This window comes from Actinocorallia libanotica (assembly GCF_039525175.1).
In the GTDB taxonomy this organism is placed as follows: Bacteria; Actinomycetota; Actinomycetes; order Streptosporangiales; family Streptosporangiaceae; genus Actinocorallia; species Actinocorallia libanotica.
This window is the reverse complement of sequence record NZ_BAAAHH010000020.1, coordinates 127,526-153,487: the sequence shown is the minus strand read 5'-3', so window position 1 is coordinate 153,487 and position 25,962 is coordinate 127,526. Positions and strand designations below refer to the sequence as shown.

Below are 25,962 nucleotides of genomic sequence, written 5' to 3'. Positions count from 1 at the left end.
TGTGTCCGGGGGCGAATCCTCAACTCGCGATCATGCCGTGATCAAAGCCCTTCGCCGAGGATGAAAGAGGCTCAGTGGGAGCTGATCGAGCCGCTGCTGCCCGACCCGAATACCGGCGGCCGCCCGGAGAAGCATCCGCGTCGGGAGGTCGTCAACGCGATCCTGTACGTGGTGCGCTCGGGCTGTCCGTGGCGGTATCTGCCCACCGATCTGCCCCCGTGGCAGACGGTGTACTGGTACTTCCAGCAGTGGGAAGAGGCGGGGGTGACCGACCGGCTGCTGGCCGAGCTGCGCATCAGGGCCCGCCGTCAGCAGGGCCGCGAGGACGAGCCGTCGGCCGGGATCCTGGACTCCCAGAGCGTCAAGGGCGCCGACACCGTCGGGAGGAACAGCCGCGGCTACGACGCGGGCAAGAAGGTCAACGGGCGTAAGCGCTTCATCGTCACCGACACCACCGGCCTGCTCATCACGGTGGCGGTGATGGCCGCCTCCTGGCAGGACCGGGACGGGGCCAAGACCGCACTGCTGTCGGCGTACCTGAGCACCCCGATCCGCTACGTCTACGCCGACCAGGGCTTCGCCGGCCGACTGGTCGAGTGGACCCGCACGACCCTGCGCACCACGCTCGACATCGTTCGCAAGCCCGCCGACCAGCGGGGATTCGCCGTCCATCCCCGCCGGTGGGTGGTCGAGCGCACCCTGGCATGGCTGACGTCCCACCGCCGCCTGGCCCGCGACTACGAACGCGACCCCCGCGTCTCCGAAGCCCTCATCCGCTGGGCGGCCATCGGCCAGACGGCCCGCCGCATCACCCGAGGACACCCTGCACAACGCCAGCCCCGCTACACCCTCGACTGAACTCCAGCCCCTTCTCAAACACTCACTTAGAGCCTGCCCGGTTGAAGCGGTTCGTGTTCGAGGAGCTCAGCTATTGCCGGTGGCCCCGGTTCTCGTTGGCGGAGGTGCGGGGAGTTCGTCCACGACCTGGAACAGGAGTGTGGTGTCCAGTTCCGCGGCGCGGTTGCGGATTCCGGTGCGGGCGTGTTCGAAGTCGAAAGCGGCGTGGACTCTGGCGGTGATGTGGTCTTTGCCGGCCGGGCCGAAGTCGATGCGTGTGACGTTCACGCGGTTGTGGGTGGCCAGGAGATAGATCGAGCCGTCGATGAAGCCTTCTTGGAAGGCCGTGGGGAATGTGAAGGTCCGCCGATTCAGGGTGGTGAGATGATCGGCTGGCAGCGTGATGAAGTCCAGGCTGATCTCGGCCTCGACGATCATCGGCCCTTCGATGCCGGGGCGGAAGGTCGACGGCTCGTATTCGTCTTCTGCGGAGAAGGGCAGCAGAGGGATCTGGATGCTCCAACTGCCGGCGGCAGGGTGGTCGAGGCTTGCTCGGTAGCACCGGATCGCTCCGGTGCGGGGCTGAAGGAATTCGTCGGCCAGATCGAACATGGGTGTATTCTCCCAGTTCATCCCGTAGTTCGGGTTCGTTGCGGCTGGAGGACCGGTGTGCGTTGTCCGCATCGAATGCTCAAATGTCAGATGTTCGGCTGCGGGTGTTCACGGGATCAGATGGGCATCGCCTTCGAATGCGCGATACGCAGCTCCTCCAGCCTGCCGGGATCGGCGCGCGGAGCGAGGCCATCTGAGGAGACCTGGACATCGAAGGCATCGGGACAGGGCTCTGTGCTTGGTAGTGGGACGCTGCCGCCGCCGCGTTCTATCAGAACCAGCGACGTCGCGATGAACCCCTCCATCAGCGATCTGAGGATCAGGTGGGTCGACTGCTGGTACCGGCTGACCAATTCTCCTACGAACTTCTCGAAAACTGGCATGTCGATGACCCACTCGTCCGCACCCGACGCGGTTATGCCCGTCGGGGCATCGACAGCGAGCGCCAGCGCTTCGGACGAGCGGATGAACAACAGACCCACACCGTTCGATGGATTCCAAACGGTTTCTTCGCCAGCCTCAAAGTACTGACTCAACGTTCCGCTCCCCTGCTCGTTCGGTGGCGATGACCGATCCGTGGGTGAGTGATGCCTGGGCGGACAGCAGTTTCCAGTGGTCGTTGCCGTCGTCCCAGGGGGCGGCTTCCCAGAGCCAGAGGCCGGCGGCGGCCATGGCGGCCGCGGCCGGCTTCAGGAGCATGAGGGAAGAGTACGAAAGCCGACAGGGCGGCGCATGGGTATGCGTGCTCAGGCGGGGGTGGGCTGCCAGGCGAAGCCGTCGGGGTCGGTGAAGGGGGTGGTGGCGCCGCTGAGCAGGATGCGGTGGGAACCGGTGCCCTCCGGGGGGACGCCGGTGTCCTTGGCGAGGGCGTGGCGCGGGTAGAGCGCCAGGGTGACGGGGGAGGCCGGGGTGTCGAACTCGGCGTACTTGCCGCCGAAGCTCTTGCCCACGGACAGGCCGCGGTCGACGTAGAAGCGCTTGCTCGCCTTGACGTCGGCGACTCCGAGCAGGAGGGCCACCTGGTCGATGTGCGGGGCGGCGGGGGCGGTGTCCTTCTTCTTCGAGGACGCGACCTTGCAGATCGTGCCGTCGGGGGCGCGTACGAAGCCGCCGTAGCCCCAGAAGCTCTTCGTGGCGGGCTTCAGGGTCGTGGCGCCGGCGTCGAGGGCGGCGCTGATGAGGGCGTCGACGTCGCCCGGCTGGGACGCCACGAGGGACAGGGCGAATCCGCGGAAGCCGGTCGTCGGCGCGTCCGAGGCGCGGACGTTCACGTAGGAGCCCAGGCCGAAGGCCTTGTAGAAGGCCTCGGCGGCGGCGGTGTCGGGGACTTCCAGAGTGATGGAGGTGAAGGTGGTCATGTCGGCTCCTTGGGGTGAGGTGGTCGTCGGGCGGGGGTGGGCGGTGGTCATCGGTCCTGCAGGAGGCCGAGGACGTTGCCGTCGGGGTCGGTCACGGTGGCCACCGTGCGGCCGCCGCCGACCTCGTGCGCGGCTTCCTTCACGGTGGCGCCCGCGGCGGTCAGCTCGGCGATCTTCGCCTCGATGTCCGTGACGTGCCAGTAGGCCACCGGCGAGGTCATGCCCTGCGGGCCGCCGCCGGGGACCAGTCCGATGTGCTGGTCTCCGGCCTCGAAGCCGACGTAGTAGGGGGAGTCGGTCTGCGGCGGGATGCCGAGCAGGGCCGCGTACACCGCCTTGGCCTTGGCCAGGTCGGACACGGGGTGCAGCACGGTTTTGATCATCGGCGGGGTCATGGTCGCTCCCGGGGTCGTGGGTCGCTGTGTGTCCTTGAGTTTTCCGCCGGAGGGGCCCGGACCACATCCGTGGTGACCACGGAGCCGGACACGGACCGGAGTTACGGATCAGGGCCGGGGGATACGGCAAACTGGGGCGGTGGTGACAGAAGTTGACATCTCACCTCGGGAAGCCGAGGTGCTGGAACTGGTCGGCGCCCATCTCAGCAACGCCGAGATAGCGGCACGGCTGTTCATCTCGGTGCGCACCGTGGAGAGCCATGTCTCCTCGCTGCTGCGCAAGCTGGAGGTGCCGGACCGGCGTGCGCTCGCCCGGCGTGCGCCCGAGCCGGTCGCCGCCGGTCCGGCACGTCCGGCGCCGGTCCTGCCCGCCCCGCTGACCTCGTTCGTCGGCCGGGCGCGGGAGCGCGCCGAGCTGGCCGGGATGCTCGGGTCGCACCGGCAGGTGACCGCGGTCGGCCCCGGGGGCGTGGGCAAGACACGGCTCGCGCTGGCGGTGGCCGCGGACGTGGCCGGCGAGTTCCCCGACGGCGTGTGGTTCGTCGACCTCGTCCCGGTCACCGACGCGGGCCTGGTCGCGGCCGCGGTCGCCGGGGCGCTCGGCCTCGGCGAGCAGCCCGGCCGCGACATGGCCGAGGCGCTGGCCGCCGCGCTGGCCGACCGCCACGCGCTGCTGGTGCTGGACAACTGCGAGCAGGTGGCGGACGGGGTGGCGCTGTTCCTCGAGCGGCTGCTCGCGGCGTGCCCCCGCGTGACGGTGCTGGCGACCAGCCGGGCCCGGCTGATGGTGCCGTTCGAACGGGTGCATCCGGTCCCGCCGCTGTCCCTGGCCGACGACGGGGGATCGGACGCGGTCGCGCTGTTCCTGGAGCGGGCGGCGGCGTTCGGCCGGCCGCTGGACCCGCCGCCCGCCCAGATCGCCGAGATCTGCGCGAGGCTGGACGGCATGGCGCTGGCGATCGAACTGGCCGCCGCCCGGTATCCCACGCTCGGGCTCGACGGCATCACCGCCGCCCTGTCCCACCCGCTCCGCATGCTCACCGGCGGTTCCCGCGCCGACGACCGGCACCGCTCGGTGCGTGCGGCGCTGGACTGGAGCCACGCCCTGCTGGAGCCGGCCGACCGGGCGCTGCTGCGCCAGGTGTCGGTGTTCGCGGCGCCGTTCACCGTCGCGGCGGCGGCGGAGGTGGCCGGGGCCGAGGAAGGCGTCGTCGCCGAAGGGCTGGCCCGGCTCGCCGAACAGAGCCTGCTGGTGGTGACGGCGACCCCGCACGGCACGGAGTACCGGGCGCTGGAGACCATCCGCCAGTACGCGACGGAGCGGCTCACCGAGGCCGGCGAGCTGGACGGCGTCCGGGCCCGGCACCTTCGCTGGTGCCTGGCCCGAGCCGCCGCTCTGGCAGAGGAGGGCCACGACTGGCGTGCCCGGTTCGACCTGGTGGCGGACGACCTCCGCGCGGCACTGAGGTGGTCGGCCGAACAGCCGGAGCAGCGCACGGACGCATACCACCTCGCCCGGCACCTGGCGGAACTGACCTTCGTCCGCACCCTGATCGGCGAGTCCCAGCAGCGGTACGAGCAGGCGGCCGCGCTCGCCGGGGACCCGGGCTCGGCCGCGTCGGCGCTCCGGCACGCCGCGGCCGTGGCGGGCTGCCGGATGCGCGGTGACGACATGTACCGCCTCCGCCGCGCGGCCGCCGACGCCGCCCGCCGTGCCGGGGACGCCTCCGGCGCCGCCCGCGACCTGGCGGCCCTCGCCACCGACACGTACCGGTTCCTGGGCAAGTTCGCGCGGAAGCTGCCCTCGGAGGAGACGGCCGCGCTCGTCGCCCAGGCGCAGGAACTGGCGGGAGAGGACCCGGCGGCGCAGGCGGCGGTGGCACTGGCCGAGGCCGGGCGGGCGCTCAACGACGCGGTCGGCTCCGCCCAGGGACGGCCCGAGGACTCCGTACAGGAGACGATCGCGCGCGCCGAACGGGCGGTCGAACTGACCCGCCGCACGGGCGACCCCCTCGCCGCATCCGCCGCGCTCGACGTGCTGACCGGCACCCTGAGCTGGGCCGGTGACGCCTTCGAGGCCGCCGCCACGGCCGGACGCCGGATCACGCTGCTGTCGTCCGCGCCGAGGACACCGGCCGCCACCCACGAGCTGATCGAGGCGCTCGGGGAGGCGGCCGAGGCGGGCCTGGGCACCGGCGACCTGCCGGGGGCCCGCCGGTGGGCGCGGCGGCTCGCGGACCATCCGCTGCTGGCGGAGGTCGGCCACCGCGCCACGAACTGGCTGCTGGTCGCCGACGCGCTGGGGGGCGACGTCGACCAGGTGCTCACCGGAGGCGTACGGTTCCTCGACGCGTGGCGCCGGGCCGGCAACCCCGCGGGGTCGGCCCTCGGCCCGGCGGTGGCCGCGGTGGCGACGGTCCACGGCCTCCGCGACGACCACGACGCCCAGCGCGAATGGGAAACGGTCCTGGACCGGTTCGGTGCCTCACCGGAGCGCACCTACGGCTACGGGGCGGTCTTCGACGCGCTGCTCCTGCTCCACCGCGGACGGGCGCCGGAGGCGCTGGAGCGGACGGCTCCCGAGCCGGGCGAGGTGTGGAAATGGGTCACCTGGATCTGGCTCCACTGGTACGTGGCGCTCCGCGCGGAGGCCACCGTGCTCGCCGGGAGCCGCGACGCCCGCGCCCGCCTGGCCGAAGCCCGGACCATCACGTCCGGAAACCCGGTCGCCGGTGCCATCGTGGAGCGGTCCGAAGCCCTGCTCGACGACGACAGGGAGCGCCTGCTCGCCACGGCTGCCGCCTTCGACGCGGCAGGCTGCCGCTACCAGTCGGCGCGCACCCTGGTCCTCGCCGGAGGCGAGCACGCCATCACCGGCGCAGCCGCGCTCGCCGCCCTCGGCCTCGCCCCCATGGCCGTCCGGTAGCCGCACCGCAGGCACCCGCTACGGCGAGCCGTGCGGGCCGGGACAGCGGCCGGGCGGACCGGGATGGTGAGCCGTGCGGGCCGCGGCGGGGCCGTTGCGGCCCCGCCGGATCGGCGGGTGCGGCCGTTCGGCCGGGGGTGCGGCTCAGCTCACCGCCTGCTTCACCAGGGCGGTGATCCTCGCCTCGACCTCGGCCGTCACCTCGGTCAGCGCGAAGGCGGTCGCCCACATCGCGTCCTCGTCCAGCTTCGCCGGGTCGTTGAAGCCGAGCGTGGCGTAGCGGGCCTTGAACTTCGCGGCGCTCTGGAAGAAGCAGACGATCTTGCCGTCCAGCGCGTAGGCGGGCATCCCGTACCAGAGCTTCGGCTCCAGGCCCGGGGCGCCGGCCTTGATGACGGCGTGGACGCGCTCGGCCATGACCCGGTCCGAGTCCTGCATCTCGGCGATCTTCGCGACCACGTCCCGCTCCGCCGCGGCCGCCTTGTCGGCGCGCGAGGCGCGGCGTGCCGCCTTCTTCTGCTCCTGTGCGTGCTCCTTCATCGCGGCCCGCTCCTCGACCGTGAATCCCTCGTACGTGTTGCTGGCGGTGCCGGCCATGATCGCTCCTTGGTGCCTGGGGCTTGACCGCCCGGTGCGTGCCACCGGGCTGTTCGTCGTGGTCACAGCCTCTCCCGGCGGGGGTGCGGGCCGCCTCCGTGCCGACCACGGAAACCACCACGGACCGAAGAGTCGGTGGTCCGTACGGCCACGGCGGGACACGATGGGAAAGGGCCGCACGGCCGTGGACGGCCGTGCGGCCCCGCCTTCGGTGGCGAGCCTGTCGCGGTGGGGTCAGCTCGCGACGATCTGCGGGTGGGTGCCGCCGGAGTTCTTGACGATGAAGGTGCCGGCGAGGGAGGCGACGTCGTTCTTCTTCACGATCCCCAGGCAGCCCGCGGTCACGCTGGTGATCTTCACACCGGTCGCGCCGGTGGTCGTGAGCGCGCCGGTGCTGTTGGTGTAGCTGCCGTTGAGGGAGCCGCCGCCGGCGGTGAGGGTGCACAGACCGCCGAAGGCCTTGCCGGTGACGGTGATCCCGGTGATGTTGCCCGGCGTGACGCCGCCGACGGTGGGTCCGGTGACGTTGATGGCGCTGGCGGAGGTGTTCACCGTCAGGGTGAAGCTGATGGCGGGCGAGGCGCTGGCGCAGCCGCTCAGCGACAGGGAGCTGAGCGTGCCGACCGGGGAGTTGTTGGTGCCGTTCGCGACGGTGCCCGCGCCGCTGCCGGTGGTGCAGTTGGCCGTGATGCCGGCGGTGACGTCCTGGAAGGTGATGGCGCCGGAGTTGACGGCGGTGACCGCGCCGCCGTTCGTCACGGTCCAGGACAGGGCGAGGGCGGGCGAGCTGAAGGCGAGGGCGAGGGCACCCGCGCTGGCGACCGTGGCCGCCGCGGCGAACTTGCGCATGGGGGGAGAGACCTTTCACTGGGGGTGGGATGGTGAGCGGCCCATGACAGGGTGAACAAAAGGCAGCTCATCGGGGGAGCAATCGATTACTTGTGGTTGAGACTAGGTGGGGGTTGTGAGTGCGACAAGAGACAGGCGGGGGCCGGCTGTGCTTCTTTGGAAGTCTGTCAACGGATGAGTAAGAACCGTGCTGTCTTCATACCGCCCGTGATGATGCGGGCTCGAGTCCCTTTTCCGGAACGAGGGCGCTGAATATGATCGGCAGCGCGGCCGGCCGCCCTTTCGCGGCGCGCCGGACGACCGCCGAACGGCCGGGAGAGAAAGGACGGGGTGTGCGGCGAGAGCATGAAAGGCCGCCATCTCCGCAGCTTGCGGAGGCACTGCGGACCGGACTGCCCGGACTCGCGGAAGAGATCTATGCCGAGATCAACGCGTCCGTTCCCGACTACGCGGTCGCCGATCCCAGCCCGCCCGCGATACCCGTCGTGGTGAACGAGATCTTCACCGTCTTCGTGGCGCGCATCGCCGATCCGGCGGTCTCCATGGAGGGGCTCGCCGCGCTGCTCCGCGCGCTCGGCCGCAAGGAGCTGAGGAGCGGCCGGAGCCTGGACTCCCTGCACACCGCGTTCCGCGTCGCCTTCCGCACGTCCTGGCACCGCATCGCCGAGGTGTGCGCCCGGCACCGCTTCTCCGGCGACGTGCTCGCCGAACTCGCCGAGTGCCACATGGCGTACATGGACGAGCTCATCGGCCCGGCCGTCCAGGGCTACCTGGAGGTGGACCGCCGCCCCCAGGCGGAGCGGGCGCGGCTGCGGCGGCGTCTGCTGCACGGGCTGGCCGAAGGAGGGGAGGACGGCGGCGCCCTCGCCGAACTCGCCGACCGGGCCGGCTGGCCGCTGCCGACCACGGCCACGCCCGTCGCCGTACGGCCCGGCGCCAGGTGGCTGCGCGCCGCGGGGACCGGTGACGTGCTCTTCGATCTCGACGGCGCCCGGCCGTGGCTGCTGTTCCCCGGCCCCTTCGACGACGTCCGGCGGACGGCGCTGCGGTCCGCGGTGGCCGGGACCCGGCTGTCGGTCGGGCTGACGGTGCCGCTGGAGCAGATGCCCGACTCGCTGCGGTGGGCCCGCCGGGTGCTGGTGCTCGCGGAGAAGGGCATGATCGACAGGAGGCCCGTGCTGCTCAGCGAGGAGCACCTGCTCGACCTCTGGCTGACCGCCGACCCGGCCCTGCTGGACGAGATCGTCGAGCGGCGGCTGGGCGGCCTCATGGACCTGCCCGCGGCCAAGCGGGACGCGCTCACCGAGACGCTGCGGGTGTGGCTGGAGAGCTGGAGCACCGCGGCGGACGTGGGGCGGCGGCTGCACGTCCATCCGCAGACGGTGCGCTACCGGCTGCACCAGATCAGGGAGCGGATCGGCGACCAGATGGACGACCCCGAGGCGCGGTTCGGGCTGGAGGCGGCGCTGCGCGCGCTGCGGCTGCGCGAACGCGGCCGTGCCGCGTCCGGTCCGGGAGGTCGGCGACTGGTCTCCTGACCGGGGGAATTGGCGGGGTGTTGCCGGGACCGGATCCGTGATCTAACGTCAATGCGGTATGGGTCATCATGATGGCGAGACTTTTTTCTGGAAGGTCTGTCGGGAGACTTTCTTCGCAGAGGGACGATGGGCGCGCAGAAACTGTTTTCCGACCTTCTCCCCGGCCTGATCGAGTTCGCGCCAGAGATCGTCGGCGAGATCATCGACGGCATCCGTGTGAGCATTCCCGACTACGACCGGCCGCAGGGCAGTCCGTACCACGAGGTGATCCGTTCCGGGGTGGAGCAGAACGTCCTCGGCTTCGTCGAATGGCTCGCCGATCCGGAACGGCCGCTCGAGCGGCGCAACGAAATCTGCCGCAGGCTGGGCGCGTTCGAGGCGATGGAGGGCCGCCCCCTGGCGGTGCTGCAGTCCGCGTACCGGATCGGGGCGCAGCTCGGCTGGTCCCGTATCAGGGACCTGCTGGCCGAGCGCGAGATGTCGGCGGCGGCGGTGTCCGCGCTCGCCGACGCCCTGTTCGGGTACATGGACGAGGCGGCCGAGCTGTCCCGCGAGGGGTATGACCGGGCCAAGGGGGAGGAGCACGAGAAACGCGACGCGGCGCGGCTGCTCCTGCTGCGCGACCTGGTGCGCCGCCCCGGCGCCGACCGCGCCGCACTGGCGGCGCTCCACCCGGCCGCCGACTGGGCGGTCCCGGACCAGGTGACCCTGGTCGCCCTCCCGGCGGACACGCCCGCCGTGCGCCCGCTGCTCGACTCCGACCTGCTGCTCGACCTCCACGCCCCCGAGCCGTACCTTCTGGTACCCGGCCCGTTGACCGGGCGGCGCAGGAAGATGCTCGAGTCGGCGCTGGCCGGCGGCCGGGCCGCGGTCGGCCTCACGGTGCCGGCCGCCCGCGCCGCGGACTCCCTGCGCTGGGCCAGGAGGGTGCTCGCGCTGGTGGCCGACGGCGTCCTCGACGACGGCACGCTGACGTTGTGCGAGGACCACCTGGTGAGCGTGTGGCTGCTGGCGGACGGCGCGCTGATGGACCAGATGGCGCGGCGGCGGCTCGCCTTCCTGTCGCGGGCGGGCGAGCGGCGGCGGCAGTGGCTCGCCGACACCCTCCGGGCCTGGCTGCGCACTCGCGGCCCGGCCGGCCGGATGAGCGAGGACCTGGGCGTGCACGTGCAGACCGTCCGCTACCGCATGCGCGTCCTGGAAGAACTCCTCCAGGAGGAGCTCACCGACCCCGACAACCGGTTCGCCACCGAGACCGCGCTTCGCGCGCTGTGGCTGCGCGGCCGTTCCGACCGGACGGGCGACGGCACCGCGACCACGGGCCCATGACCGCTCGGCGGCACCACGGACCCTTCGGTGAACCGGGTCCGGCACCCGGTTCGGGCGCGGCATGCCCGGCCACCTGCCGCAGGAGCCGGAGGCTCGGGCCGTTCGCTCGGACATGTCAGGCCGCCGCAGGGACGCGGAGGGCGGTGGGCTCTCACTCGTCGGGGAGGGAGCGGAGGTCGGCGAGGATCTCGGAGACCGTGACGGGGTCCAGGTCGGGGGACAGGCGGGGGGCGGGAGCGGTGCCGCGCCAGGCGCCGTCGGGGTGAGGGTAGATGCGGATCTCGGCGAACGTCTGCCGGGAGTGTGCTTCCGGTGCGCCGGCGGCGATGCCCGGTTCCAGGGTGATGACGAGGTGGCGGCCGGACGGCAGGGGGCGGGAGAACCCGTGCTCGACGCCGCCTTCCAGCGGGACGCCGCGCTGCCAGCCGCGGCGGGCGAGGCCCATGAGCGCGACGGTGGGGACCGTCCTGTGCTCCTGGTCGGCGAGGGACGGCGCGTTCAGCTCGGCGGGGGTGAGGACGTGCACGGGCCGGTCGAGTTGCGGGAACGGCTGCCCGATCCGCTCCCGGGCGAACAGCGCCCGCCACACGGGCAGCGCGTCCCCGGCGAGCGCCGGGTGCAGGAGGCGTACGGCCGAGTCGTCGGGCACGCCCGCGTCCTTGCCGTCGGTGCCGGTGAACGAGCCGTCGGCGGCGATCCGGAAACGGCCGGTGGGGCACGTCCAGACGAGCCGGCGGGCGGCCTGGACGGTCACGGGATGGTCGGCGAACAGCAGCCGGAACTCCGCGCCCGTCCAGGAGCGCTGGGAGACCATCGCGGCCTCCAGGCGGACCGCGAGGTCCGTGGCGACGGAGCGCAGTTCGCGCTTGACGGCGGAGAACTCCTTGCGGGCCGCCGCGGCGAGGTCGGCGTCGTCGCTCGCCGCCGGTGCGGGGAGGGCCTTGCGGGGCTTGCCGTCTGGTCCGGTGACGAGCGGCCGCAGCTCGGCGTCGAGCGCCAAGGTGAAGCGGCGCGGGCCGTAGTCGAAGGTCCGGCCCGCGGGGTCGTCGAGGCCGAAGGCGGGGACGAGCCGGTCGGCGAGCTGCTCGGCGGTCAGTTTCAGTCCCGCCGCGAGGTCTTCGATGCGGTCGGCCGCCTGCCGGCGGAGCGCTTTGTACCGGGCGCGCTGCGCGATGCCGTTCAGGTGGGTGAACGCGGCCTGGGTGCCGATGCCGGCGAGCACGTCGAGACCGGCGACGGCACGGGTGTGCCCGCCCTCGCCGGGCCACGCCCGGATGAGGGGAGTGAGCCTGCGGATGGTCTCGTCATCACCGATGTGGCCGAGGCCGGCGAGGATCCATTTCTGTTCGGCGGGCTGACCGGCGGCCCGCCACGCCTCGAACAGCCACCAGCCGAACTCGGCGAGCGCCGTCCGGTCGAGCGGCTCCAGGACGGACGGCAGCACCGGATGCGGCCGGTCCGGCTCGGACAGCGCCAGGAGAAGAAGGAGGTTCCGGACGGCGGTGGCGGGCAGCGCTCCGGCACCGTCGCGCAGCGGGACGGGCGGCAGCAGCGCCGGGTCGGTCCAGGAAGGCAGGACGGGGAGCCGAGCGGGAACACGATCGGCGGGCGGCTCGCCGAGGAGCGCGCGGATCTCCGCCTCGACCTCGCCTCCGTGTTCCTGGGCCGCCAGCAGAACGGTCTCCTCCCGCATCATGCGGAGCAGGGCCTGGGCGGCGGTGCGCCGGTCCGCGTGGGCGGCGAGCGCGTCCGGCAGGATGAGCAGCGCCGCGACGAGACCGTGCCGGGCGGTCCAGGCGGCGACGGTACCGTGCGCCGACGCGGTGCGGACCGCCCATGTGGCCATGAGCCGGGCGACTCGCAGGTCGCGGAACGGGACGAGCAGACCGCCGGCGGCCGCGGGCATCCTCTGGGCGAGCCTGAGTACGGGGGTGAGCGCGGCCGTGCCGAACCGCGCGGCGATCGGCTTCATCAGAGCGCCGCCGTCGTGGGAGCCGATCCGGTCCGGACGCCAGGTCTCCAACCTGTTCTGGACGAGTTCCTCCGGGGCATGGGCGAACACTGTATAGACGTCGTGCTCGGACCGCTTGGCGCCGGGTGCGGAGGGCACGTAGTCCAGGATCCGGCTGACCTTCTCCGGCCAGTCCGCGCCGTACAGATACCTCTGGTACTTCTCGGCGGACGCCCACACCTCCCGTTCGCCGTCGACCCAGACGGCGTGCGCGCCGGACGGAGGCGAGATCTCCACGACCCGCTGCGGCCGCGGCTCGCGCTTCCACGGGGGCGTGACCAGCGGTTCCGGGACCGATTCCACAGGGGCCTCAGGCACTGCGGCGGGGGAGTCGAGGGGAATCTCCCCGGCCGCGTCGGGATGGGCGCGCAGATGCGTCCGCAGCATCTGGCGCGCGGTCCGCGCCACCCGCCCCTCCGTGGACGCGGCCTCGTGGAGCAGCCGCGCCGCGCGCGCGGGGAACCGTCCGGCCGCCGCTTGGACGAACGGAACCGCCGCCGCGTGGTCGAGGTGGGCGACGAGCCGGGCGAACGCGGCGTCGGCGGGGATCAGGGCGAGGAGTTCGAGCAGGTGGGTCTGGATCCCGAGATTCCGGCGGTTCAGGCCGTGCGCGATGACCCGGACGATCTCGAGCCCGACGGCGTCGTACAGCGTGCCCCACAGCTCGTCGGACGGGAGGAGGGGTACGCGCCGGTCGAGCAGCGTCTCGATCTGCCCGGCCGTGCCGACCGAGAGCCACAGGATCTGCTCCATCGACCACGGGATCTCGTCCGCACGGCAGCACTCGTCGACCCAGGCGCTCTCGCCGGGCATGAGGTACGACGCGAGGAACCTGGTGAAAGCGTCACGGTCCCGCAGCGGCCGCAGCGCCTCGACGCCCTGCGCGTACGTCTCTTCGCCGCATCCGGCGAAGACCGCCCGCAGGTGGTCCGCCATCCTCGCCTGGACGATCCGCTCCTCGCGGGCGAGCCGATGGACGGTCCTGGTCAGGGGGAGTTCGGACGGCTGGTTCCGGATGGACCAGGACATGTCGGGACCAGGGCCGCGTTCCGGTATCCATTGCCGCTCCGCGTGCAGCGACAGCGGCGCGGCCGCCACGACGGCCTCCGCGGCGAAGGCGATCCCGTGGCCGCGGATCCACGCCTCGACGCACACCGCGGGATCGATCGCGTGGCCGAGCGCGACGGCCAGCACGGCCGCGCCCAGCGGATCGTCCTTGCCCGCGAGCCGGGCCCGGAGCGCGTCGGCCTCCGGCGTGGAAGGACGAGACAGGGCCTCCAGGACCTCGTCCGCCGGTCTCGGCAGGCCGCCCGCCGGCACGGCCACCGGCGCCGTGCCCGCCCGCAGCCGCCCGCCGCGCCGCGGCTTGAACGACCGAAGCCAGCCCTCGGGCACCTGGAAAGGCTCGTTCCCGCTCATCCCGCCTCCGCCGACCGAAGATCCGATCCGGGTGCCCAAGCTAACGAACGCCGCCGACATTTCTTCGGCGTCCGCTCCCGGCAGGCCTACCGCCATCCTCCGTAGGGGACGGTGAGGACCTCCATGCGGTGGCCGTTGGGATCGTCGAAGTACACGCCCCGGCCGCCGTCACGGCGGTTGATCTCACCGGCTCCGCTGCCGTCGGGATTGGCCTGGTAGGGAATCGCCTCCTGCCTGATCCGGGCGAAGACGGCGTCGAACTCCTCCTCCGTGACCCGGAACGCGCAGTGGTGCCACCGGAAGTCCGAAGAGTCCATGTAGTCGAGCGTGACCCCGTTGCCGACGGTGACCGGGACGAACGGTCCCGTCTGGGCGCCGACCTCCACGCCGAGCAGGCGGGCGAGGAACTCCGCGGAGCTCTTCTTGTCCCGCGCGGGAATGATGATGTGGTCGAGCAGTACCGCCACGTTGATCAACCTCCTTCGTCGCCTCGATTCTGCAACTTCGAGTGAGGTTGAGGTCAACACCGCATTCCTTGTCCGGCGTCTACGGGCGCCGGTTCGTCCGGTGGGGGATGCGGGACACCAGGATCGCGCAGGCCAGGGCCGCGAGGGCGAAGATCCAGAAGCTGAGCCGGTAGCCCGAGAGGAGGGCTTCGCGGACCGCCGCCGACGGCCGGGCGTCCGCGCTCGCGTAGAGGACGTGCCTGTCCCGCGGGGCCAGGAAGGAGGAGGCGACCGCGAGGCAGATGGCGGGGCTGAGCGAGACGCCGAGGAAGTGGACGGTGAGGCGCACGCCGTTGACCACGCCGAGCCTTTCGGCCGGGACGCCCATGATGAGCACGGTGGTGTTGGCCGTGTAGAAGACGCCGCCGCCGGCGGACACCAGCACCATTGCGGTGGCGATCAGCCAGTAGGGCGTGTCCTCGGCCAGGGAGGCCGCCAGGAGGGCCAGGCCCGCAGCGGCCGCGACGGTGCCCCACACCGCGATGCGCTGGGGCGGGAACCGCGATCCGAGCCGGCCGCTGACGGGCGGGGCGATCATCCCGGCCAGAGGCCCGGCGAGGACGGCGAGTCCCGCTTCGACGGTGGACATGCCCTGCACGTTCTGCAGGTACAGCGCGATGAGGAACGCCATGCCGACCGAGCCGACGGAGCTCAGCGGCGCGGCGAGGTTGCCGAGCACGAACGCGCGCGTCGAGAACAGGCCGGGGTCGATCAGCGGGGACCGCGACCGCCGCTGGTGCAGCACGAAGACGACGAACAGCAGCGGGCAGAGCACCAGCGGCACCAGCCGCGGCGCGGCGAGCCAGTCCCCGGAGCCGGCCTGCGAGACGACCAGGACGAGGAGGGCGAGCCAGCCGGTCAGCAGCGCGGCGCCGGCCGTGTCGACCGGGTCGCGGGAGGAGGCGGCGGCCCGGGGCAGGCAGTACGCGCCCCACGCCAGGGCCGTGATGCCGACCGGGACGTCCATGAGGAACACCCACTGCCAGCCGAACGTGTCGGCGAGGTAGCCGCCCAGGGAGGGGCCGAGGAGGGGAGCGGCCCCCAGCGCCCCCAGGTACACGCCCATGCTCTGGCTCAGGCGCTCCGCGGGCACGGCGGCCGCGATGAGCGCCGTCCCGTTGGCCATGGCCATGGCCGCGGCGATCCCCTGCAGCGTCCGCAGGACGATCAGCACCTCGATGGTCGGCGCCGAGGCCGCCGCCAGGCTCGCCAGGGTGAACAGGGCGAGCCCCGACAGGTACACCTTGCGCCGGTCGAAGCGGTCGGCGAGCCTGCCGCACACGACCAGCAGGGACGTCTGGACCAGCATGAATCCCAGGACGACCCAGGTCGCCGCCAGCGGACCGGCCTTGTAGTGCCCGGCGATGAGCGGCAGGGCGATGTTGAGGACGGTGCCGCTGAGCACGAGCATCGTCGTCCCCAGGCTCACCGTCGCCACGATCTGCCACGAGGCCGCACCGGACGGCGCCTTCACGTCATGACGCGCGGCCGTCATGACCCGCCACCGGAGCCGGCGGCCGGTTCGGCGGCGTTGCCGCGGACGGAGACCAGCGGAACCTCCTGGTGACGGTCGCGCCGTGACTCGGGACGACATACGCTTTGCCGGGATTATTCTAGAATACCGTTCTGTTCTGTCGCCCCGGCGGGAGCCGCCCCCGTTCGACGCAGCGCGCGTGCAGCGCGCCGAAGAGGACGTGTGCCTCTTCCGGTTCGACCGCCGCCGTCCCCGACACCAGCGTGCACGGCTGAGAGAAGCCCAGCGCCTCCTGCGCGAACACCTCGACCGTCCTCCCCTCGTGGTAGATCTCCCACCCCAGCAACCGGATCCGCGGCCGCAGTCCCACTCCCAGCCACGCGCTCAGCACCCCCGCCACCACCTCCCCCTCCGCGGTGTCCAGATCTCCGCAGAACTCGATCAACGTCCCCATGCGGTGGATCGTAGGCTGGAATGTCCGTCCTGCCTGCCATGATCCATCCCCATGGCGATCAAGGACATGGCGGACGACCTCGCGCAGGCGCGCGGCGTACTCGGCAAGGGCATCTGGAAATGGCTCCGTACCCTGGCACTGAAGGGCGAGTACGACTGCTCCGCCTGCTTCGACGAGGGCGCCTACAGCCTGTGGGCCGAGAGCAGGCCGTCACGGTCGACCGCCCCCGCGATCCCGTTCCTGGTCCGCCTCGCAGCGGCGGGCGTGCACTCCTCCGAGATCTTCGGGCTGGTCGCCGAGATCGGCCACGGCACCCGTGACCGCCGGGGTGCGAAGGCGAAGGCGGCGCACCGGGCCGTCCTCGAGCAGGTTCCCTTCCTGCTGGAACTCGCCCGGACGTCGCAGGAGGGCTACGTGCGCCGCCACGCGCTCCGCACCGCCTCCTGCGGACCGGCGGAAGAGGTCCTCCCGGTGGTGCGCTCGCTGTGGGACGACCCGGGACTCGACGACGGGACCCGGGCCGAAGCGCTGCGCGCCTGGTTGTTCCTGGAGTCGAAGGAGGCACAGCCGATCGCGGCCCAGGTGGTCAAGACGGGTTCCGCTGCGCTGAAGGTCCTCACCGTCGCGGCGCTGGCGGAGTCAGGGGCGAAGTGGAGGCCCCGCTACGGCCGTGCCTTCGCCGCCGCCTACGACGGCTACCTCAGGAGCAAGGCCCCCGCCCTGGAAGACCCGCTCCATAAGGTCGTCACGGCGCTGGTCTCCCAGGACCGCCTGCAGGCTGCGGCACGTCTGCTCGTCCCTTTCCTGAACCCGAGGCGCGACCGCTGGACCAGAGAGACCGCCCTCTACCTCGCTGAGGATCTCGCCGAGAACCGGAAGCCGCGAGCCGTCCTGCTCCATGCGGTGCTTCCCCTCCTCGCGAAGAAACGATCCGCCGAGAACGCGGTGCGCTTCATCGAACGATTCGGCCACGACGACGCCGAAGCCTCTGACGCCCTCGCCGCGCTCGCCGCGACCCCGCGCCGTCCGGGCTCCCCGCAGGCCCTGACCGTCCTGATCGAAAGGAACGACGCCCGCGTCACCGCCCTGCTGGCACTCCACGCCACGGACTTGGCCACGCCCCGGCGCCAAAAAGGCTGGAAGTGGGACTACGAGTCGGTCTTCTGGGCATTCCGGAAGCGGCGCCCCGCGTTCGACGTCCCCCTGCTGGACGCGTTCCGGACCTGGATGCGCACATGGCCCCGCGAACCGGACTGGAGAGACGAGCCCGGCGGCCCCAAGAACACCGTCCTGGACCTGCTCGCCCACTGGGGCCCCGCCGCCCACGAGGCCACCCCCGAGCTGATCGACGTCCTGCCGAACCACTACCTGGCGGTGCTCCCCGCGCTGAGGGCCGTCGCCCGCACCGATGAGGACCACGCCCGGATCGACCTCCACCAGGCCCGTGCCGAAGAGGCCGCGGCCGCCCGCGAAGCCGCCGCCGAGGCCGAACAGAAGCGGCGCCGGGAGGAGTACGCCGCGCTCGGCCCTCTGGACGTTTTCGACCCGGACGACCCCTGGGCCGCGGACGACCCCTGGGCCTGAGCCGGGGCGTAGACCACCCCGTGGAGGCCGGGGTGGTCTACGGGGGCTCAGTCGGCGATGGTGACGCCGAGGGCGTGGGCGAAGAAGGGGGCCATGTCGAGGAGCTGGAGCGGGCTCATGGTGAGGCCGGCCAGGGAGTCGCGGTTCGCCTGGAGGGACAGGTCGCGGGCCTTGCGCAGGTCGACGCGCTTCATGGTCGTGCAGTCGAGCCTGACGTCCTTCAGGGCGGATCCGGGGAAGGAGACGCCGTTGAGGGTCGCGCCGGTGAAGTCGACGTCGTCCAGGACGCAGTCGGTGAAGGTGACGTCGCGCAGGCGCGCCTCGCGGAAGTTCACGGAGACGAGTTTGCAGCCGAAGAAGGACACGCGGCTCAGCTCCGCGCCGTAGACGGGGGTCCCGGCCAGGGAGCTGGTGGAGATCTCCGAGTCCAGCCAGCGGGGCTTGGGCATGGGTTCCTTTCCTGAGCCTCCCGGGCCCGGCCGGCGAGACCGGGACGGCGGGCGGCGCGGCCGATAAACGGAACATCAACGTACCACTTGGTACGATGGTGTTCCGTTTCCCTTCCGTGAGTCGAGCCGCCATGACGAAGCCGCACCAGCCGCTGCGCTCCGACGCGCAGCGCAACCGAGACGCCGTCCTCACCGCCGCGATCGCCGTGCTCGGCCGCCGCCCCGAGGCGAGCATGCAGGAGATCGCCGACGCGTCCGGCGTCGGCCGTACGACCGTCTACCGGCACTTCCCCGCCCGCGAAGACCTCGTCCACGCCCTGTTCGACCGGGTGGTCGACGAGCACCGCGCGGTCGTCACCGACGCGCTCGCCGAAGGCGGCACCGCCGCCGAGATCCTGCGCGGTCTCGGCCCCCGGATCATCCGGGCCGGCGAGCGCTTCCGCTTCCTCAACGCCCACGGCGACCCCGCCCGCGAAGACCCCTTGAAGAACCCGGGTGCCAAGGAGCCGCTGCTCGTCTGGCTCACGGACGCCCAACGGCGCGGAGAGCTCAAACCCGGCCTTCCGCCCGACTGGATGTACACGATGATCCACGCCCTCGCGGTCGCGGCGAACGCCCAGGCCCAGGAGGGCCACCGCACCACGGACGAGGCGGGCCGCCTCCTGGGCGAGACCCTCGTCCAGGCTTTCGCCGCCTGAGACCACCGACGTCCGCATGGGGGGCGGGGTGCGTGATCGCGGTCGCTCGGTCCGCGGACGTGTCGGTCACCGCTGGACGGGCGGGGCCCCGCCGGTCGGCGGAGTGAGCGCCTCGGTGATGCGCTGCCAGGTGCCGTCGCGGGTCCACAGCCGGTACCGGCCGTAGACGGTGCGCCAGTTGCCGTATGCGGCGGGGAGCCGCCGCCAGGGGACCCGCGTGCGTTCGCGGAACCGGATCCCGTCGATCACGGCGCGGTGGTCCACCCAGTTCGGGCCGCCGTCGGCCGGCAGCATCCCGGCGACGGACGCCCACTGCTCGTCCGTCAGGGCGTGCTCGTCCTCCGCCGCGTCCGGAGGCGAAGTTTGTTTTATGAAACACTCGGACACCGGTTCCGCGTGCAGGCGGACCCGCGTCTGGCGGACGAGCTCCTCGAACAGGTCGTCGTTGTGGTACTCGGCCATGCGGGAGGCGATGCGCCCCCACCGCTCCGCGGCGCCGGGCACCGAGTCCCCGAGCGTCCGCCCCACGTCGTGGCCCGCGCTCGCGAGCGGCGAACGCGCCTCGATGAGCACCACCCCCACGGTCGTCCGGACGATCCAGACGAACGCGTCCGCCCGCGCGGTGTCGTCCAGCGGTCCGCGCTCCAGCACGGCGAGCAGCCGGTCGAGCGCCGCCGCCCACGCGGGTGAGAGCCGGGCGTGCGAGCCGAAAAGGGGGCGATCCAAGGATGGGCGACGACGCAGCGCCGCACGTCTGTTCCGGGTGCCGCGGGCCCGCACCACGCTCGGCGCGGCCCTGGCCGCCGTCCTCGTCGCCTGGTCGATGGCGGTCGTCGGCATCGGCCTGGAGCTGACGACCGCCATGCGCATGTACGACTACGGTCATCGGAGTGCCGTGGTCGTCTGCATCATCGACCAGGGCTCGGCCATCGTCCGCCGCAAGATCTCCTGACGGCACCGCCGTCACCCCCCGAAGAAAGAGACCACGCATGACCATCCCCGCCTTCGCCCCCTCCCCGCTGGCCAACCTGCGCGACCTCGGCGGCATCCCCGTCACCGACGGCGCGGTCCGCCCCGGCCTCGTGCTGCGCTCCGACGACGTGTGCACCGTCGACGAGGCGTCCGCCCGGGCGCTGGTCGACGACGGCCTGCGGCTGATCATCGACCTGCGCACGCCCGAGGAGCTCGCCCGCACCGGCCGCGGCCCCCTGGCGGCCCACGCGGACGTGCGCCACCTCCACCTCCCGCTCATGTCGGAGATGACCGGCGGCACCGCCGACCTCATGAAGAGCCTGGCCACCGCCGCCGACCCGGTCGCCGAGTTCGGCCGCTGGTACGCGGCGAGCGTGCGCGGCACCGGGCACCTGCTCGCCCAGGGGCTGTCCGCGATCGCCGAGGCCGACGGCGCCGCCCTGTTCCACTGCGCCGCGGGCAAGGACCGCACCGGCCAGTTCGCCGCCGCGCTGCTGTCCGTGCTCGGTGCCTCCGACGACGCGATCGTCGCCGACTACGTCCGCACCGAAGACGTCCGCGAAGCCCTCATGGCGCGTCTGGCCGGCATCATGCAGCCCTTCATCGGCGATCTGGACCGCTACCGCGACAGGATTCCGCCCGCGCTCAACGGCGCCGAGGCCGGGACCATGCGGACCATGCTCGCCGACCTCGGCGGAACGGCCGGACTGGCCGGCCTGCTGCGCGGAGCGGGCCTGACGCCGAAGACCGAGGCCCGCCTCCACGAGCGGCTGGTCGAGCCCGGAGGCCCGGCCGCGTGAGCTCTCCCGAGGCCAAGCGGCGACCCGGACGGCCCCTGAGCCCCGCCCTCGACGGCCGCGTGCTCACGGCGGGCCGGGCGGCGAGAACACCTGTGACGAAAGGCATCCCGGCCACCGGGACCGGTGCGATGAACCCGCGGTCCGCGGCATAACCTGGATCGGGCATCGTGCATCTATTTCGCCTTGAAAGGGATGATCACCATGGCCGCAGCCGAGACCGATGCGATTCGCGCCATCGAAGCGGAGGCGATTCCCAACCGGTTCGCCCGGGGCTGGCACTGCCTGGGCCTGGCCGAGACCTTCAAGGACGGCAAGCCGCACACCATCAACGCCTTCGGCCAGAAGCTGGTGGTCTTCCAGGGCGAGGGCGGCAAGATCAACGTCCTGGACGCCTACTGCCGCCACATGGGAGGCGACCTCTCCCAAGGCACCATCAAGGGCGACACGATCGCCTGTCCGTTCCACGACTGGCGCTGGGGCGGCGACGGCCGCTGCAAGCAGATCCCCTACGCGCGACGGGTGCCGCTGCGCGCCCGCACGGCCTCCTGGCCGACGCTGGAGCAGGACCATCTGCTGTTCGTCTGGAACGACCCCGAGGGCAAGCAGCCCCCGGCGGACGTGACGATCCCGCGCATCGAGGGCGCCACCAGCGACCAGTGGACCGACTGGCGCTGGACCGAGCAGATCGTCCCCGTCAACTGCCGCGAGATCATCGACAACGTCGTCGACATGGCCCACTTCTTCTACATCCACAACTCGTTCCCGACGTACTTCAAGAACATCTTCGAGGGCCACACCGCCTCGCAGATCATGAAGGGCAAGACCCGCCCCGACGTCGCCCGCCCCGACTCCGAAGGCAACGTCCTGCTCGGCAACACCTCCGTGGCGACCTACCACGGCCCGTCCTTCATGATCGACGAGCTGACGTACCACTACGAGGGCTTCGACCTGGAGTCGGTGCTCATCAACTGCCACTACCCGATCGACGAGAACTCCTTCGTCCTGCACTCGGGCGTCCTCACCAAGTTCAACCCCGACATCCCCTCGGACGCCATCGAGCTCATGGCCCGCAAGATGTCGAACTTCGTCCTCTACGGCTTCGAGCAGGACGTCGCCATCTGGCGCAGCAAGGGCCGCATCGACAACCCCCTGCTGTGCGAGGAGGACGGTCCCGTCTACCAGCTCCGCCGCTGGTACGAGCAGTTCTACCGCGACACCGCCGACGTCGCCCCCGAGATGACCGACCGCTTCGAGTTCGAGATCGACACCACCCGCCCCGTCGAGTCCTGGGCCAAGGAGTGCGAGGACAACCTCGCCCGCCGCACCGAGGGCCGTCCGTCATGAGCGTCCGCCCCGACGACCGCCTCACCGACCTCCCCATGCGCCCCCTGCGGTGCGCCCGCTGCAACGGCCCTGTCCTGGTGCGCAAATCCAGCTGGGAGCAGACCAGCATCCAATGGAGCGAACAGGCCATGGCCGATTGCCCCAATCTCCGCACCGACCGCTACGAGACCTGCCCTGATCTGCGCGCGACGATCCAGCAGGCGACCTTGAACGGCACCGTGCAGGTCGTCGCCACGGAGTAACGGGAACCCGCCGGTCGCGTCGTCTTCCCGCATCGGCACTTCCTCATCCGTGCCGCGGATTCCGCCGGAACACAGATATTGTTCCAACGGAATTCGCGGCACGATGACCTGCGACTCCGCATGAAGCCCTTAATGGGAATTCAGGCGAAGTCGTCCATCGGAGTTCAGTAGGAGACCGTCGCCTCGGGCGGCGGTTCGGCGGCGGTGGCGACGGCGCGGTCGATCTGGAGTTCGGAGGGATAGCGCCGTCCGCTGCGGATCAGTTCGAGCCCCGGCACGACCTCGAGCCGGCTCTTGTAACCGAACGGCGCCGAAGTCCGGTGGACCTTGCGGCGGATTCCCTCGGCGTTGACGACGGTGGTGCCGTTCCGGCTCGAGTCGGTGAAGACCAGCCGGTCGCCGGCCAGTTCCAGGGCCAGGTGCTCGCGGCTGACCTTCAGCCTGGTCGCCGCGCTCAGCCAGGGCGTCAGCACGAACCCGCCGGGGGAGCGGCCGACCTTGACCCGTTCCCCGGCGCGGACGGGGAACCGCGCGACCTCCGCGCCGTTCGAGATCACCTTGACCTGGGCGGCCCGGGGGCGCGGCCCGAGGTCGACGACGTCGAGATCGTGCAGGTCGCAGTAGAGCCGGTCGCGGTACCAGCGCGGGACGAACATCAGGCCCGTCCGCAGCGGATCGTGCCAGGGGCACCGGGGTTCGGGACAGCCCCATATCCGGGTCAGGAGGCCCTGCCGGGCGCGCACGCCCTTCTGCTTGAGCAGATCGCTCTCCTCCGCCCGCGAGACCTCCCAGTCGAGGACCGGGTGGACCACCACGTGGGAGAGAGAGACCCCGCCCCCGGCGCCGGCGCGCGGTTCGAGGACGGCGTCGTCGCTGCCGTCCAGCCAGGGGAAGTCGTCGCGGTGGTTGCGGAACCTGTCCCCGGTGATGATGGGAAGGCCGGTCTGGTCGGCCAGTTCGAGCAGGACCGGGTCCGCGTCCGGCGCGACATGGATGACCCGTTCGGCCCGCCATCGCCTCAGGGCGCGGAACTGCCGCACGTCGGCGTAGAGATTCCGCCGGATGAGGCTTTCGTCGGCGACACCGTACATCCTTGTTTCGGACGATCCATAAAGCGCGGAAAGTGCACGGCCGACTCGCTCCAGCCTCAGCAGGTCGGCGGCGCCCGAACCGCCCAGGCTCCGTTCCAGAACGACGTTCGAAAGGTCGATCAGCGCGTCGGCGCGGTCGATATCGGCGGTGAGGAAATCACTCATTCAAGGATCCGGTCCCCTCAGATCGGCAGGGTGCACTATGTTGACGGTAGTTCCGTATTTAGTCCAGTATGTATTGCTCCAAAAACGGGCATCGGCCATGAATCACGGGGGTTTTCTGCATGCCTGGATGGGACCTCCTCGACGACGATGACCCGCCGGTACGCTCCGCCGCCCGCCCCCCGAGTTCCTCGCAGTGGTCGTCGCTCGACGACGAGCCCGCGCCCGCCGCGTCCGGCTGGGAATCGCTCGACGACCTCGACGACGCCCCGGGCGCCGCGCCCGCCCCGGCCTTCGAGCCGGCCAGGCCGGCGGCGGGGCTCCCGCCCGCCGAGCTGACCGCGGCCCAGCTCACCGACGGCGAGGTGGTGTGGGCGAACGTCGCGGGCGGCTCGGTCACCCTCGGCTCGGGACAGCACCTGTACGTTCCCACGGGCGTTCCCGACGGGATCGGCGGCTGGCGAAGGGCCCGGATCATCGATGCCGCCACGCTCCGCGCCGAGGTCATCGAGGTGCCCGTCGCCCGGCCGGCGCAGAAGGTCGCGCACGAGCCCACGCTGCTGTTCCCCGCCCTGCCGGGCCAACCGCCCCCGCGCCGCCCACCGGGTTTCCCCGTGGGGGAGGGCGGTGATCTGGGCGCGGCCTTCGAGTCGCGCACCGTCCGCGCGCGCGAGGACTACGAGCGCCGCGCCGCCATCGCGGAACAGGACGCCCAGTCGCGTGCCGACCGGGCCGAGCGCCAGGCCGCGCTCGACGCCCGGCTGGCCGCGGAGCGCGCGGAGCTGCGCGTCCAGCAGGAGTCGGCCCGGCTCAAGGCCGAGGCCGAGGGCGCCATCGCCCGGATGCGCGCCGACGCCGACGTCAAGATCAAGGAGGCGCGGGACTTCGCCAACGCGCGGTACCAGCAGCTCCAGTCCGCCGCTGAGGAGCACGAGCGCGCCAAGCGCGACCGGGACGCCGCCCGGCGCGCCCGCGACCTGCTGCTGGCCGCGGCCGCCCTGGGCTGGCTCGGCGTCGTCATCGTGCTCGTCCTCGGAGGCTGAACCCCTTGCCCCAATCCGAAGAACCCGCGGAAGCGGTCACCGACCCGTCGGGAATCGCCGTCCTCGCGCCAGAACCCGCGCTGCCGGAGGGGCCGCTGCTGCGCGCGGAGGTCAGGGTCTCCTGGCCGTCGGAGCCGCTGCCCGAGCTCGCCCTGCCGGCGGCCGATCTCCTCGAGCAGCTCGGCACGCTGTGGCCGCTGCTCGCCGACTCCGAGGCCGCGCACGGGCCCGGCTGCCTGTGGGGGTTGCGCTGGGACGAGGACGAGCACTGGCAGCTGCTGATCGTCCCGCCTTACGGGGCCGAGCTGCCCGTGCCCGCGACGCCCGGTGCCCGCGAACACGATGCCTGGGTGGTGGCCTCGGCCCTGGTCGAGATCGCCATCGGCCGTGCCCCCCGCGACCAGGCCGACGCCTTCGACCTGCTCGATCTGCACGCCGGTGTCGTGCACGGGCTCGACGCGATCGTCCACACCCTGTTCGAGGGCGGCAACCCCGCCCAGGTCCACGGCCTGCTCCGAGCCCGCCACTCCGGCGGGGTGCGGGTGCTGGCGGCGGCCGAGACGGCGGTCGGCTCCGGCAAGGCCGGCTACGATCCCGACTTCGACAACGAGGACTCCCATCTGGTCCTCCGGCTGCCGGACGGCGCGCTCGCGCTCGCGGTCTGCGACGGCGTGACCGGCGAGGGCGACGGCTCCGGCGCCCTGGCCTCCCGCGCGGCGGTCCGTGAGCTGCGCACGGTCCTGGCCGGCGACGGTGACGTCCGGTTGGCGCTGACCACCGCCGACCGGGCCGTTCAGAAGGAGACCACCGGTGCGAGCACCGCGCTGGTCGCGACCGTCACCCCGGACGGCGTCGCCGACCTGTACTCCATCGGCGACAGTCCCGCCTGGCTGGTGAGGCAGCGCAGGCGCGGCGGCAGGGTCGCCTTCCGCCTCACCCCCGACCAGACCCTGCTGGCCGAGGCCAGACGGGTCGACCCCGACGCGGTGGCGGGCGGCTCGCATCTGCTCCACAACCTCGGCGGCAGCGCCGACCAGCCCTACCGCAGCACGATCCGGGTCCTGCCCGGCGATCTGCTGGTCCTGATGAGCGACGGCGCCGCCGTGGCCGACCACGGCTGGTTCGGCTTCGAGCTGGCCGCGCTGGCCGACGCCTTCCCCAAGGCCCCCGCCCTGGCCGCCGCGCTGACGGCCAGGGCCGAACGGCTCGGGGGCCACGACAACGCCACGGCGGTCATCGCAGAGATCCACCCGACCCCCTGACAGACGGGAG

26 protein-coding genes are annotated in these 25,962 nt (G+C 72.0%); 12 read left to right on the top strand and 14 right to left on the bottom strand.

Annotation, left to right across the window (positions count from 1 at the left end):
- The first annotated feature begins 60 nt into the window (after nucleotides 1-60).
- Entirely contained in the window at nucleotides 61-858 is a 798-nt protein-coding gene (locus tag ABD140_RS23415; protein ID WP_344243085.1) for an IS5 family transposase, read from the top strand.
- 66 nt (nucleotides 859-924) lie between these two features.
- On the opposite strand, the gene ABD140_RS23410 is transcribed toward ABD140_RS23415, so the two are convergent.
- From ABD140_RS23410 to ABD140_RS23390, 5 genes are all read right to left on the bottom strand, one after another.
- On the bottom strand, nucleotides 925-1,449 hold the full coding sequence (locus ABD140_RS23410; protein WP_344243084.1) for a hypothetical protein: 525 nt from the start codon (nucleotides 1,447-1,449) through the stop codon (nucleotides 925-927).
- A gap of 116 nt (nucleotides 1,450-1,565) precedes the next feature.
- Nucleotides 1,566-1,985, bottom strand: coding sequence for a DUF6086 family protein (locus ABD140_RS23405; protein ID WP_344243083.1), 420 nt, complete (start codon nucleotides 1,983-1,985; stop codon nucleotides 1,566-1,568).
- Nucleotides 1,969-2,148 (bottom strand): hypothetical protein, encoded by a 180-nt coding sequence (locus ABD140_RS23400; RefSeq protein ID WP_344243082.1) that lies wholly within the window; start codon nucleotides 2,146-2,148, stop codon nucleotides 1,969-1,971. The genes ABD140_RS23405 and ABD140_RS23400 overlap by 17 nt, the downstream gene beginning before the upstream one ends.
- 47 nt (nucleotides 2,149-2,195) lie before the next feature.
- Nucleotides 2,196-2,807: a VOC family protein gene (locus ABD140_RS23395; protein WP_344243081.1), complete on the bottom strand. Its 612-nt coding sequence runs from the start codon at nucleotides 2,805-2,807 to the stop codon at nucleotides 2,196-2,198.
- A gap of 47 nt (nucleotides 2,808-2,854) precedes the next feature.
- A complete protein-coding gene (locus ABD140_RS23390; RefSeq protein WP_344243080.1) occupies nucleotides 2,855-3,202 on the bottom strand; it encodes a VOC family protein in 348 nt (115 codons plus the stop codon).
- A 139-nt stretch (nucleotides 3,203-3,341) separates the two neighbouring features.
- On the opposite strand from ABD140_RS23390, the gene ABD140_RS23385 reads away from it, so the two are divergent.
- On the top strand, nucleotides 3,342-6,128 hold the full coding sequence (locus tag ABD140_RS23385) for an ATP-binding protein (RefSeq protein ID WP_344243079.1): 2,787 nt from the start codon (nucleotides 3,342-3,344) through the stop codon (nucleotides 6,126-6,128).
- A 144-nt stretch (nucleotides 6,129-6,272) separates the two neighbouring features.
- Here the strand turns inward: ABD140_RS23385 and ABD140_RS23380 are convergent, their stop codons facing one another.
- Together ABD140_RS23380 and ABD140_RS23375 are read right to left on the bottom strand one after the other, a co-directional pair.
- The gene (locus ABD140_RS23380) at nucleotides 6,273-6,725 is read right to left on the bottom strand and encodes an iron chaperone (protein WP_344243078.1); all 453 of its coding nucleotides are present in this window, start codon (nucleotides 6,723-6,725) and stop codon (nucleotides 6,273-6,275) included.
- A 234-nt stretch (nucleotides 6,726-6,959) separates the two neighbouring features.
- Nucleotides 6,960-7,574, bottom strand: a complete 615-nt coding sequence (locus ABD140_RS23375) for a hypothetical protein (RefSeq protein ID WP_344243077.1) — start codon at nucleotides 7,572-7,574, stop codon at nucleotides 6,960-6,962.
- A gap of 332 nt (nucleotides 7,575-7,906) precedes the next feature.
- Between ABD140_RS23375 and ABD140_RS23370 the strand changes: the two genes are divergently transcribed.
- Entirely contained in the window at nucleotides 7,907-9,112 is a 1,206-nt protein-coding gene (locus ABD140_RS23370) for a PucR-like N-terminal domain-containing protein (RefSeq protein ID WP_344243076.1), read from the top strand.
- Between the two features lie 126 nt (nucleotides 9,113-9,238).
- Nucleotides 9,239-10,441: a PucR-like N-terminal domain-containing protein gene (locus tag ABD140_RS23365; protein WP_344243075.1), complete on the top strand. Its 1,203-nt coding sequence runs from the start codon at nucleotides 9,239-9,241 to the stop codon at nucleotides 10,439-10,441.
- A gap of 151 nt (nucleotides 10,442-10,592) precedes the next feature.
- Here ABD140_RS23365 and ABD140_RS23360 read toward each other — a convergent pair whose 3' ends face one another.
- From ABD140_RS23360 to ABD140_RS23345, 4 genes are all read right to left on the bottom strand, one after another.
- A complete protein-coding gene (locus ABD140_RS23360) occupies nucleotides 10,593-13,871 on the bottom strand; it encodes a DUF4132 domain-containing protein (protein WP_344243074.1) in 3,279 nt (1,092 codons plus the stop codon).
- Between the two features lie 86 nt (nucleotides 13,872-13,957).
- On the bottom strand, nucleotides 13,958-14,338 hold the full coding sequence (locus ABD140_RS23355; RefSeq protein ID WP_344243073.1) for a VOC family protein: 381 nt from the start codon (nucleotides 14,336-14,338) through the stop codon (nucleotides 13,958-13,960).
- 79 nt (nucleotides 14,339-14,417) lie between these two features.
- Nucleotides 14,418-15,872, bottom strand: coding sequence for a DHA2 family efflux MFS transporter permease subunit (locus tag ABD140_RS23350; RefSeq protein WP_344243072.1), 1,455 nt, complete (start codon nucleotides 15,870-15,872; stop codon nucleotides 14,418-14,420).
- Nucleotides 15,873-15,990: 118 nt separating this feature from the next.
- A complete protein-coding gene (locus tag ABD140_RS23345; protein WP_344243071.1) occupies nucleotides 15,991-16,305 on the bottom strand; it encodes a hypothetical protein in 315 nt (104 codons plus the stop codon).
- A 51-nt stretch (nucleotides 16,306-16,356) separates the two neighbouring features.
- On the opposite strand from ABD140_RS23345, the gene ABD140_RS23340 reads away from it, so the two are divergent.
- The gene (locus ABD140_RS23340; RefSeq protein WP_344243070.1) at nucleotides 16,357-17,889 is read left to right on the top strand and encodes a hypothetical protein; all 1,533 of its coding nucleotides are present in this window, start codon (nucleotides 16,357-16,359) and stop codon (nucleotides 17,887-17,889) included.
- Nucleotides 17,890-17,936: 47 nt separating this feature from the next.
- Here ABD140_RS23340 and ABD140_RS23335 read toward each other — a convergent pair whose 3' ends face one another.
- Nucleotides 17,937-18,338, bottom strand: a complete 402-nt coding sequence (locus ABD140_RS23335; RefSeq protein ID WP_344243069.1) for a pentapeptide repeat-containing protein — start codon at nucleotides 18,336-18,338, stop codon at nucleotides 17,937-17,939.
- 131 nt (nucleotides 18,339-18,469) lie between these two features.
- Here ABD140_RS23335 and ABD140_RS23330 point away from each other — a divergent pair, with 131 nt between their 5' ends.
- Nucleotides 18,470-19,036 carry a TetR/AcrR family transcriptional regulator gene (locus tag ABD140_RS23330; protein WP_344243068.1) on the top strand — a complete coding sequence of 189 codons (567 nt, stop codon included), beginning with the start codon at nucleotides 18,470-18,472 and terminating at the stop codon, nucleotides 19,034-19,036.
- Nucleotides 19,037-19,102: 66 nt separating this feature from the next.
- On the opposite strand, the gene ABD140_RS23325 is transcribed toward ABD140_RS23330, so the two are convergent.
- Nucleotides 19,103-19,762: a transposase gene (locus tag ABD140_RS23325; RefSeq protein ID WP_344243067.1), complete on the bottom strand. Its 660-nt coding sequence runs from the start codon at nucleotides 19,760-19,762 to the stop codon at nucleotides 19,103-19,105.
- A 37-nt stretch (nucleotides 19,763-19,799) separates the two neighbouring features.
- Here ABD140_RS23325 and ABD140_RS23320 point away from each other — a divergent pair, with 37 nt between their 5' ends.
- The 4 genes from ABD140_RS23320 to ABD140_RS23305 all read left to right on the top strand — a co-directional run bounded on the left by ABD140_RS23320 (nucleotide 19,800) and on the right by ABD140_RS23305 (nucleotide 22,394).
- The gene (locus ABD140_RS23320; protein ID WP_344243066.1) at nucleotides 19,800-19,988 is read left to right on the top strand and encodes a hypothetical protein; all 189 of its coding nucleotides are present in this window, start codon (nucleotides 19,800-19,802) and stop codon (nucleotides 19,986-19,988) included.
- A 37-nt stretch (nucleotides 19,989-20,025) separates the two neighbouring features.
- Nucleotides 20,026-20,808: a tyrosine-protein phosphatase gene (locus ABD140_RS23315; protein ID WP_344243065.1), complete on the top strand. Its 783-nt coding sequence runs from the start codon at nucleotides 20,026-20,028 to the stop codon at nucleotides 20,806-20,808.
- Nucleotides 20,809-21,009: 201 nt separating this feature from the next.
- Entirely contained in the window at nucleotides 21,010-22,152 is a 1,143-nt protein-coding gene (locus tag ABD140_RS23310; RefSeq protein WP_344243064.1) for a 3-ketosteroid-9-alpha-monooxygenase, oxygenase component, read from the top strand.
- Nucleotides 22,149-22,394 carry a ferredoxin gene (locus ABD140_RS23305; protein WP_344243063.1) on the top strand — a complete coding sequence of 82 codons (246 nt, stop codon included), beginning with the start codon at nucleotides 22,149-22,151 and terminating at the stop codon, nucleotides 22,392-22,394. The genes ABD140_RS23310 and ABD140_RS23305 overlap by 4 nt, the downstream gene beginning before the upstream one ends.
- 164 nt (nucleotides 22,395-22,558) lie before the next feature.
- Here ABD140_RS23305 and ABD140_RS23300 read toward each other — a convergent pair whose 3' ends face one another.
- The gene (locus ABD140_RS23300; RefSeq protein ID WP_344243062.1) at nucleotides 22,559-23,650 is read right to left on the bottom strand and encodes an FHA domain-containing protein; all 1,092 of its coding nucleotides are present in this window, start codon (nucleotides 23,648-23,650) and stop codon (nucleotides 22,559-22,561) included.
- 119 nt (nucleotides 23,651-23,769) lie between these two features.
- On the opposite strand from ABD140_RS23300, the gene ABD140_RS23295 reads away from it, so the two are divergent.
- Both ABD140_RS23295 and ABD140_RS23290 read left to right on the top strand, forming a co-directional pair.
- Entirely contained in the window at nucleotides 23,770-24,690 is a 921-nt protein-coding gene (locus tag ABD140_RS23295; protein ID WP_344243061.1) for a flotillin family protein, read from the top strand.
- Between the two features lie 5 nt (nucleotides 24,691-24,695).
- Entirely contained in the window at nucleotides 24,696-25,952 is a 1,257-nt protein-coding gene (locus tag ABD140_RS23290; protein ID WP_344243060.1) for a PP2C family protein-serine/threonine phosphatase, read from the top strand.
- Nucleotides 25,953-25,962 lie beyond the last annotated feature (10 nt).

Coding starts and splice junctions, on each gene's coding strand:
- ABD140_RS23415 (WP_344243085.1), top strand. CDS start 61: ATGAAAGAGGCTCAGTGGGAGCTGATCGAGCCGCTGCTGCCCGACCCG.
- ABD140_RS23410 (WP_344243084.1), bottom strand. CDS start 1,449: ATGTTCGATCTGGCCGACGAATTCCTTCAGCCCCGCACCGGAGCGATC.
- ABD140_RS23400 (WP_344243082.1), bottom strand. CDS start 2,148: ATGCTCCTGAAGCCGGCCGCGGCCGCCATGGCCGCCGCCGGCCTCTGG.
- ABD140_RS23395 (WP_344243081.1), bottom strand. CDS start 2,807: ATGACCACCTTCACCTCCATCACTCTGGAAGTCCCCGACACCGCCGCC.
- ABD140_RS23390 (WP_344243080.1), bottom strand. CDS start 3,202: ATGACCCCGCCGATGATCAAAACCGTGCTGCACCCCGTGTCCGACCTG.
- ABD140_RS23380 (WP_344243078.1), bottom strand. CDS start 6,725: ATGGCCGGCACCGCCAGCAACACGTACGAGGGATTCACGGTCGAGGAG.
- ABD140_RS23375 (WP_344243077.1), bottom strand. CDS start 7,574: ATGCGCAAGTTCGCCGCGGCGGCCACGGTCGCCAGCGCGGGTGCCCTC.
- ABD140_RS23365 (WP_344243075.1), top strand. CDS start 9,239: ATGGGCGCGCAGAAACTGTTTTCCGACCTTCTCCCCGGCCTGATCGAG.
- ABD140_RS23360 (WP_344243074.1), bottom strand. CDS start 13,871: ATGAGCGGGAACGAGCCTTTCCAGGTGCCCGAGGGCTGGCTTCGGTCG.
- ABD140_RS23350 (WP_344243072.1), bottom strand. CDS start 15,872: ATGACGGCCGCGCGTCATGACGTGAAGGCGCCGTCCGGTGCGGCCTCG.
- ABD140_RS23345 (WP_344243071.1), bottom strand. CDS start 16,305: ATGGGGACGTTGATCGAGTTCTGCGGAGATCTGGACACCGCGGAGGGG.
- ABD140_RS23340 (WP_344243070.1), top strand. CDS start 16,357: ATGGCGATCAAGGACATGGCGGACGACCTCGCGCAGGCGCGCGGCGTA.
- ABD140_RS23335 (WP_344243069.1), bottom strand. CDS start 18,338: ATGCCCAAGCCCCGCTGGCTGGACTCGGAGATCTCCACCAGCTCCCTG.
- ABD140_RS23330 (WP_344243068.1), top strand. CDS start 18,470: ATGACGAAGCCGCACCAGCCGCTGCGCTCCGACGCGCAGCGCAACCGA.
- ABD140_RS23315 (WP_344243065.1), top strand. CDS start 20,026: ATGACCATCCCCGCCTTCGCCCCCTCCCCGCTGGCCAACCTGCGCGAC.
- ABD140_RS23310 (WP_344243064.1), top strand. CDS start 21,010: ATGGCCGCAGCCGAGACCGATGCGATTCGCGCCATCGAAGCGGAGGCG.
- ABD140_RS23305 (WP_344243063.1), top strand. CDS start 22,149: ATGAGCGTCCGCCCCGACGACCGCCTCACCGACCTCCCCATGCGCCCC.
- ABD140_RS23300 (WP_344243062.1), bottom strand. CDS start 23,650: ATGAGTGATTTCCTCACCGCCGATATCGACCGCGCCGACGCGCTGATC.
- ABD140_RS23295 (WP_344243061.1), top strand. CDS start 23,770: ATGCCTGGATGGGACCTCCTCGACGACGATGACCCGCCGGTACGCTCC.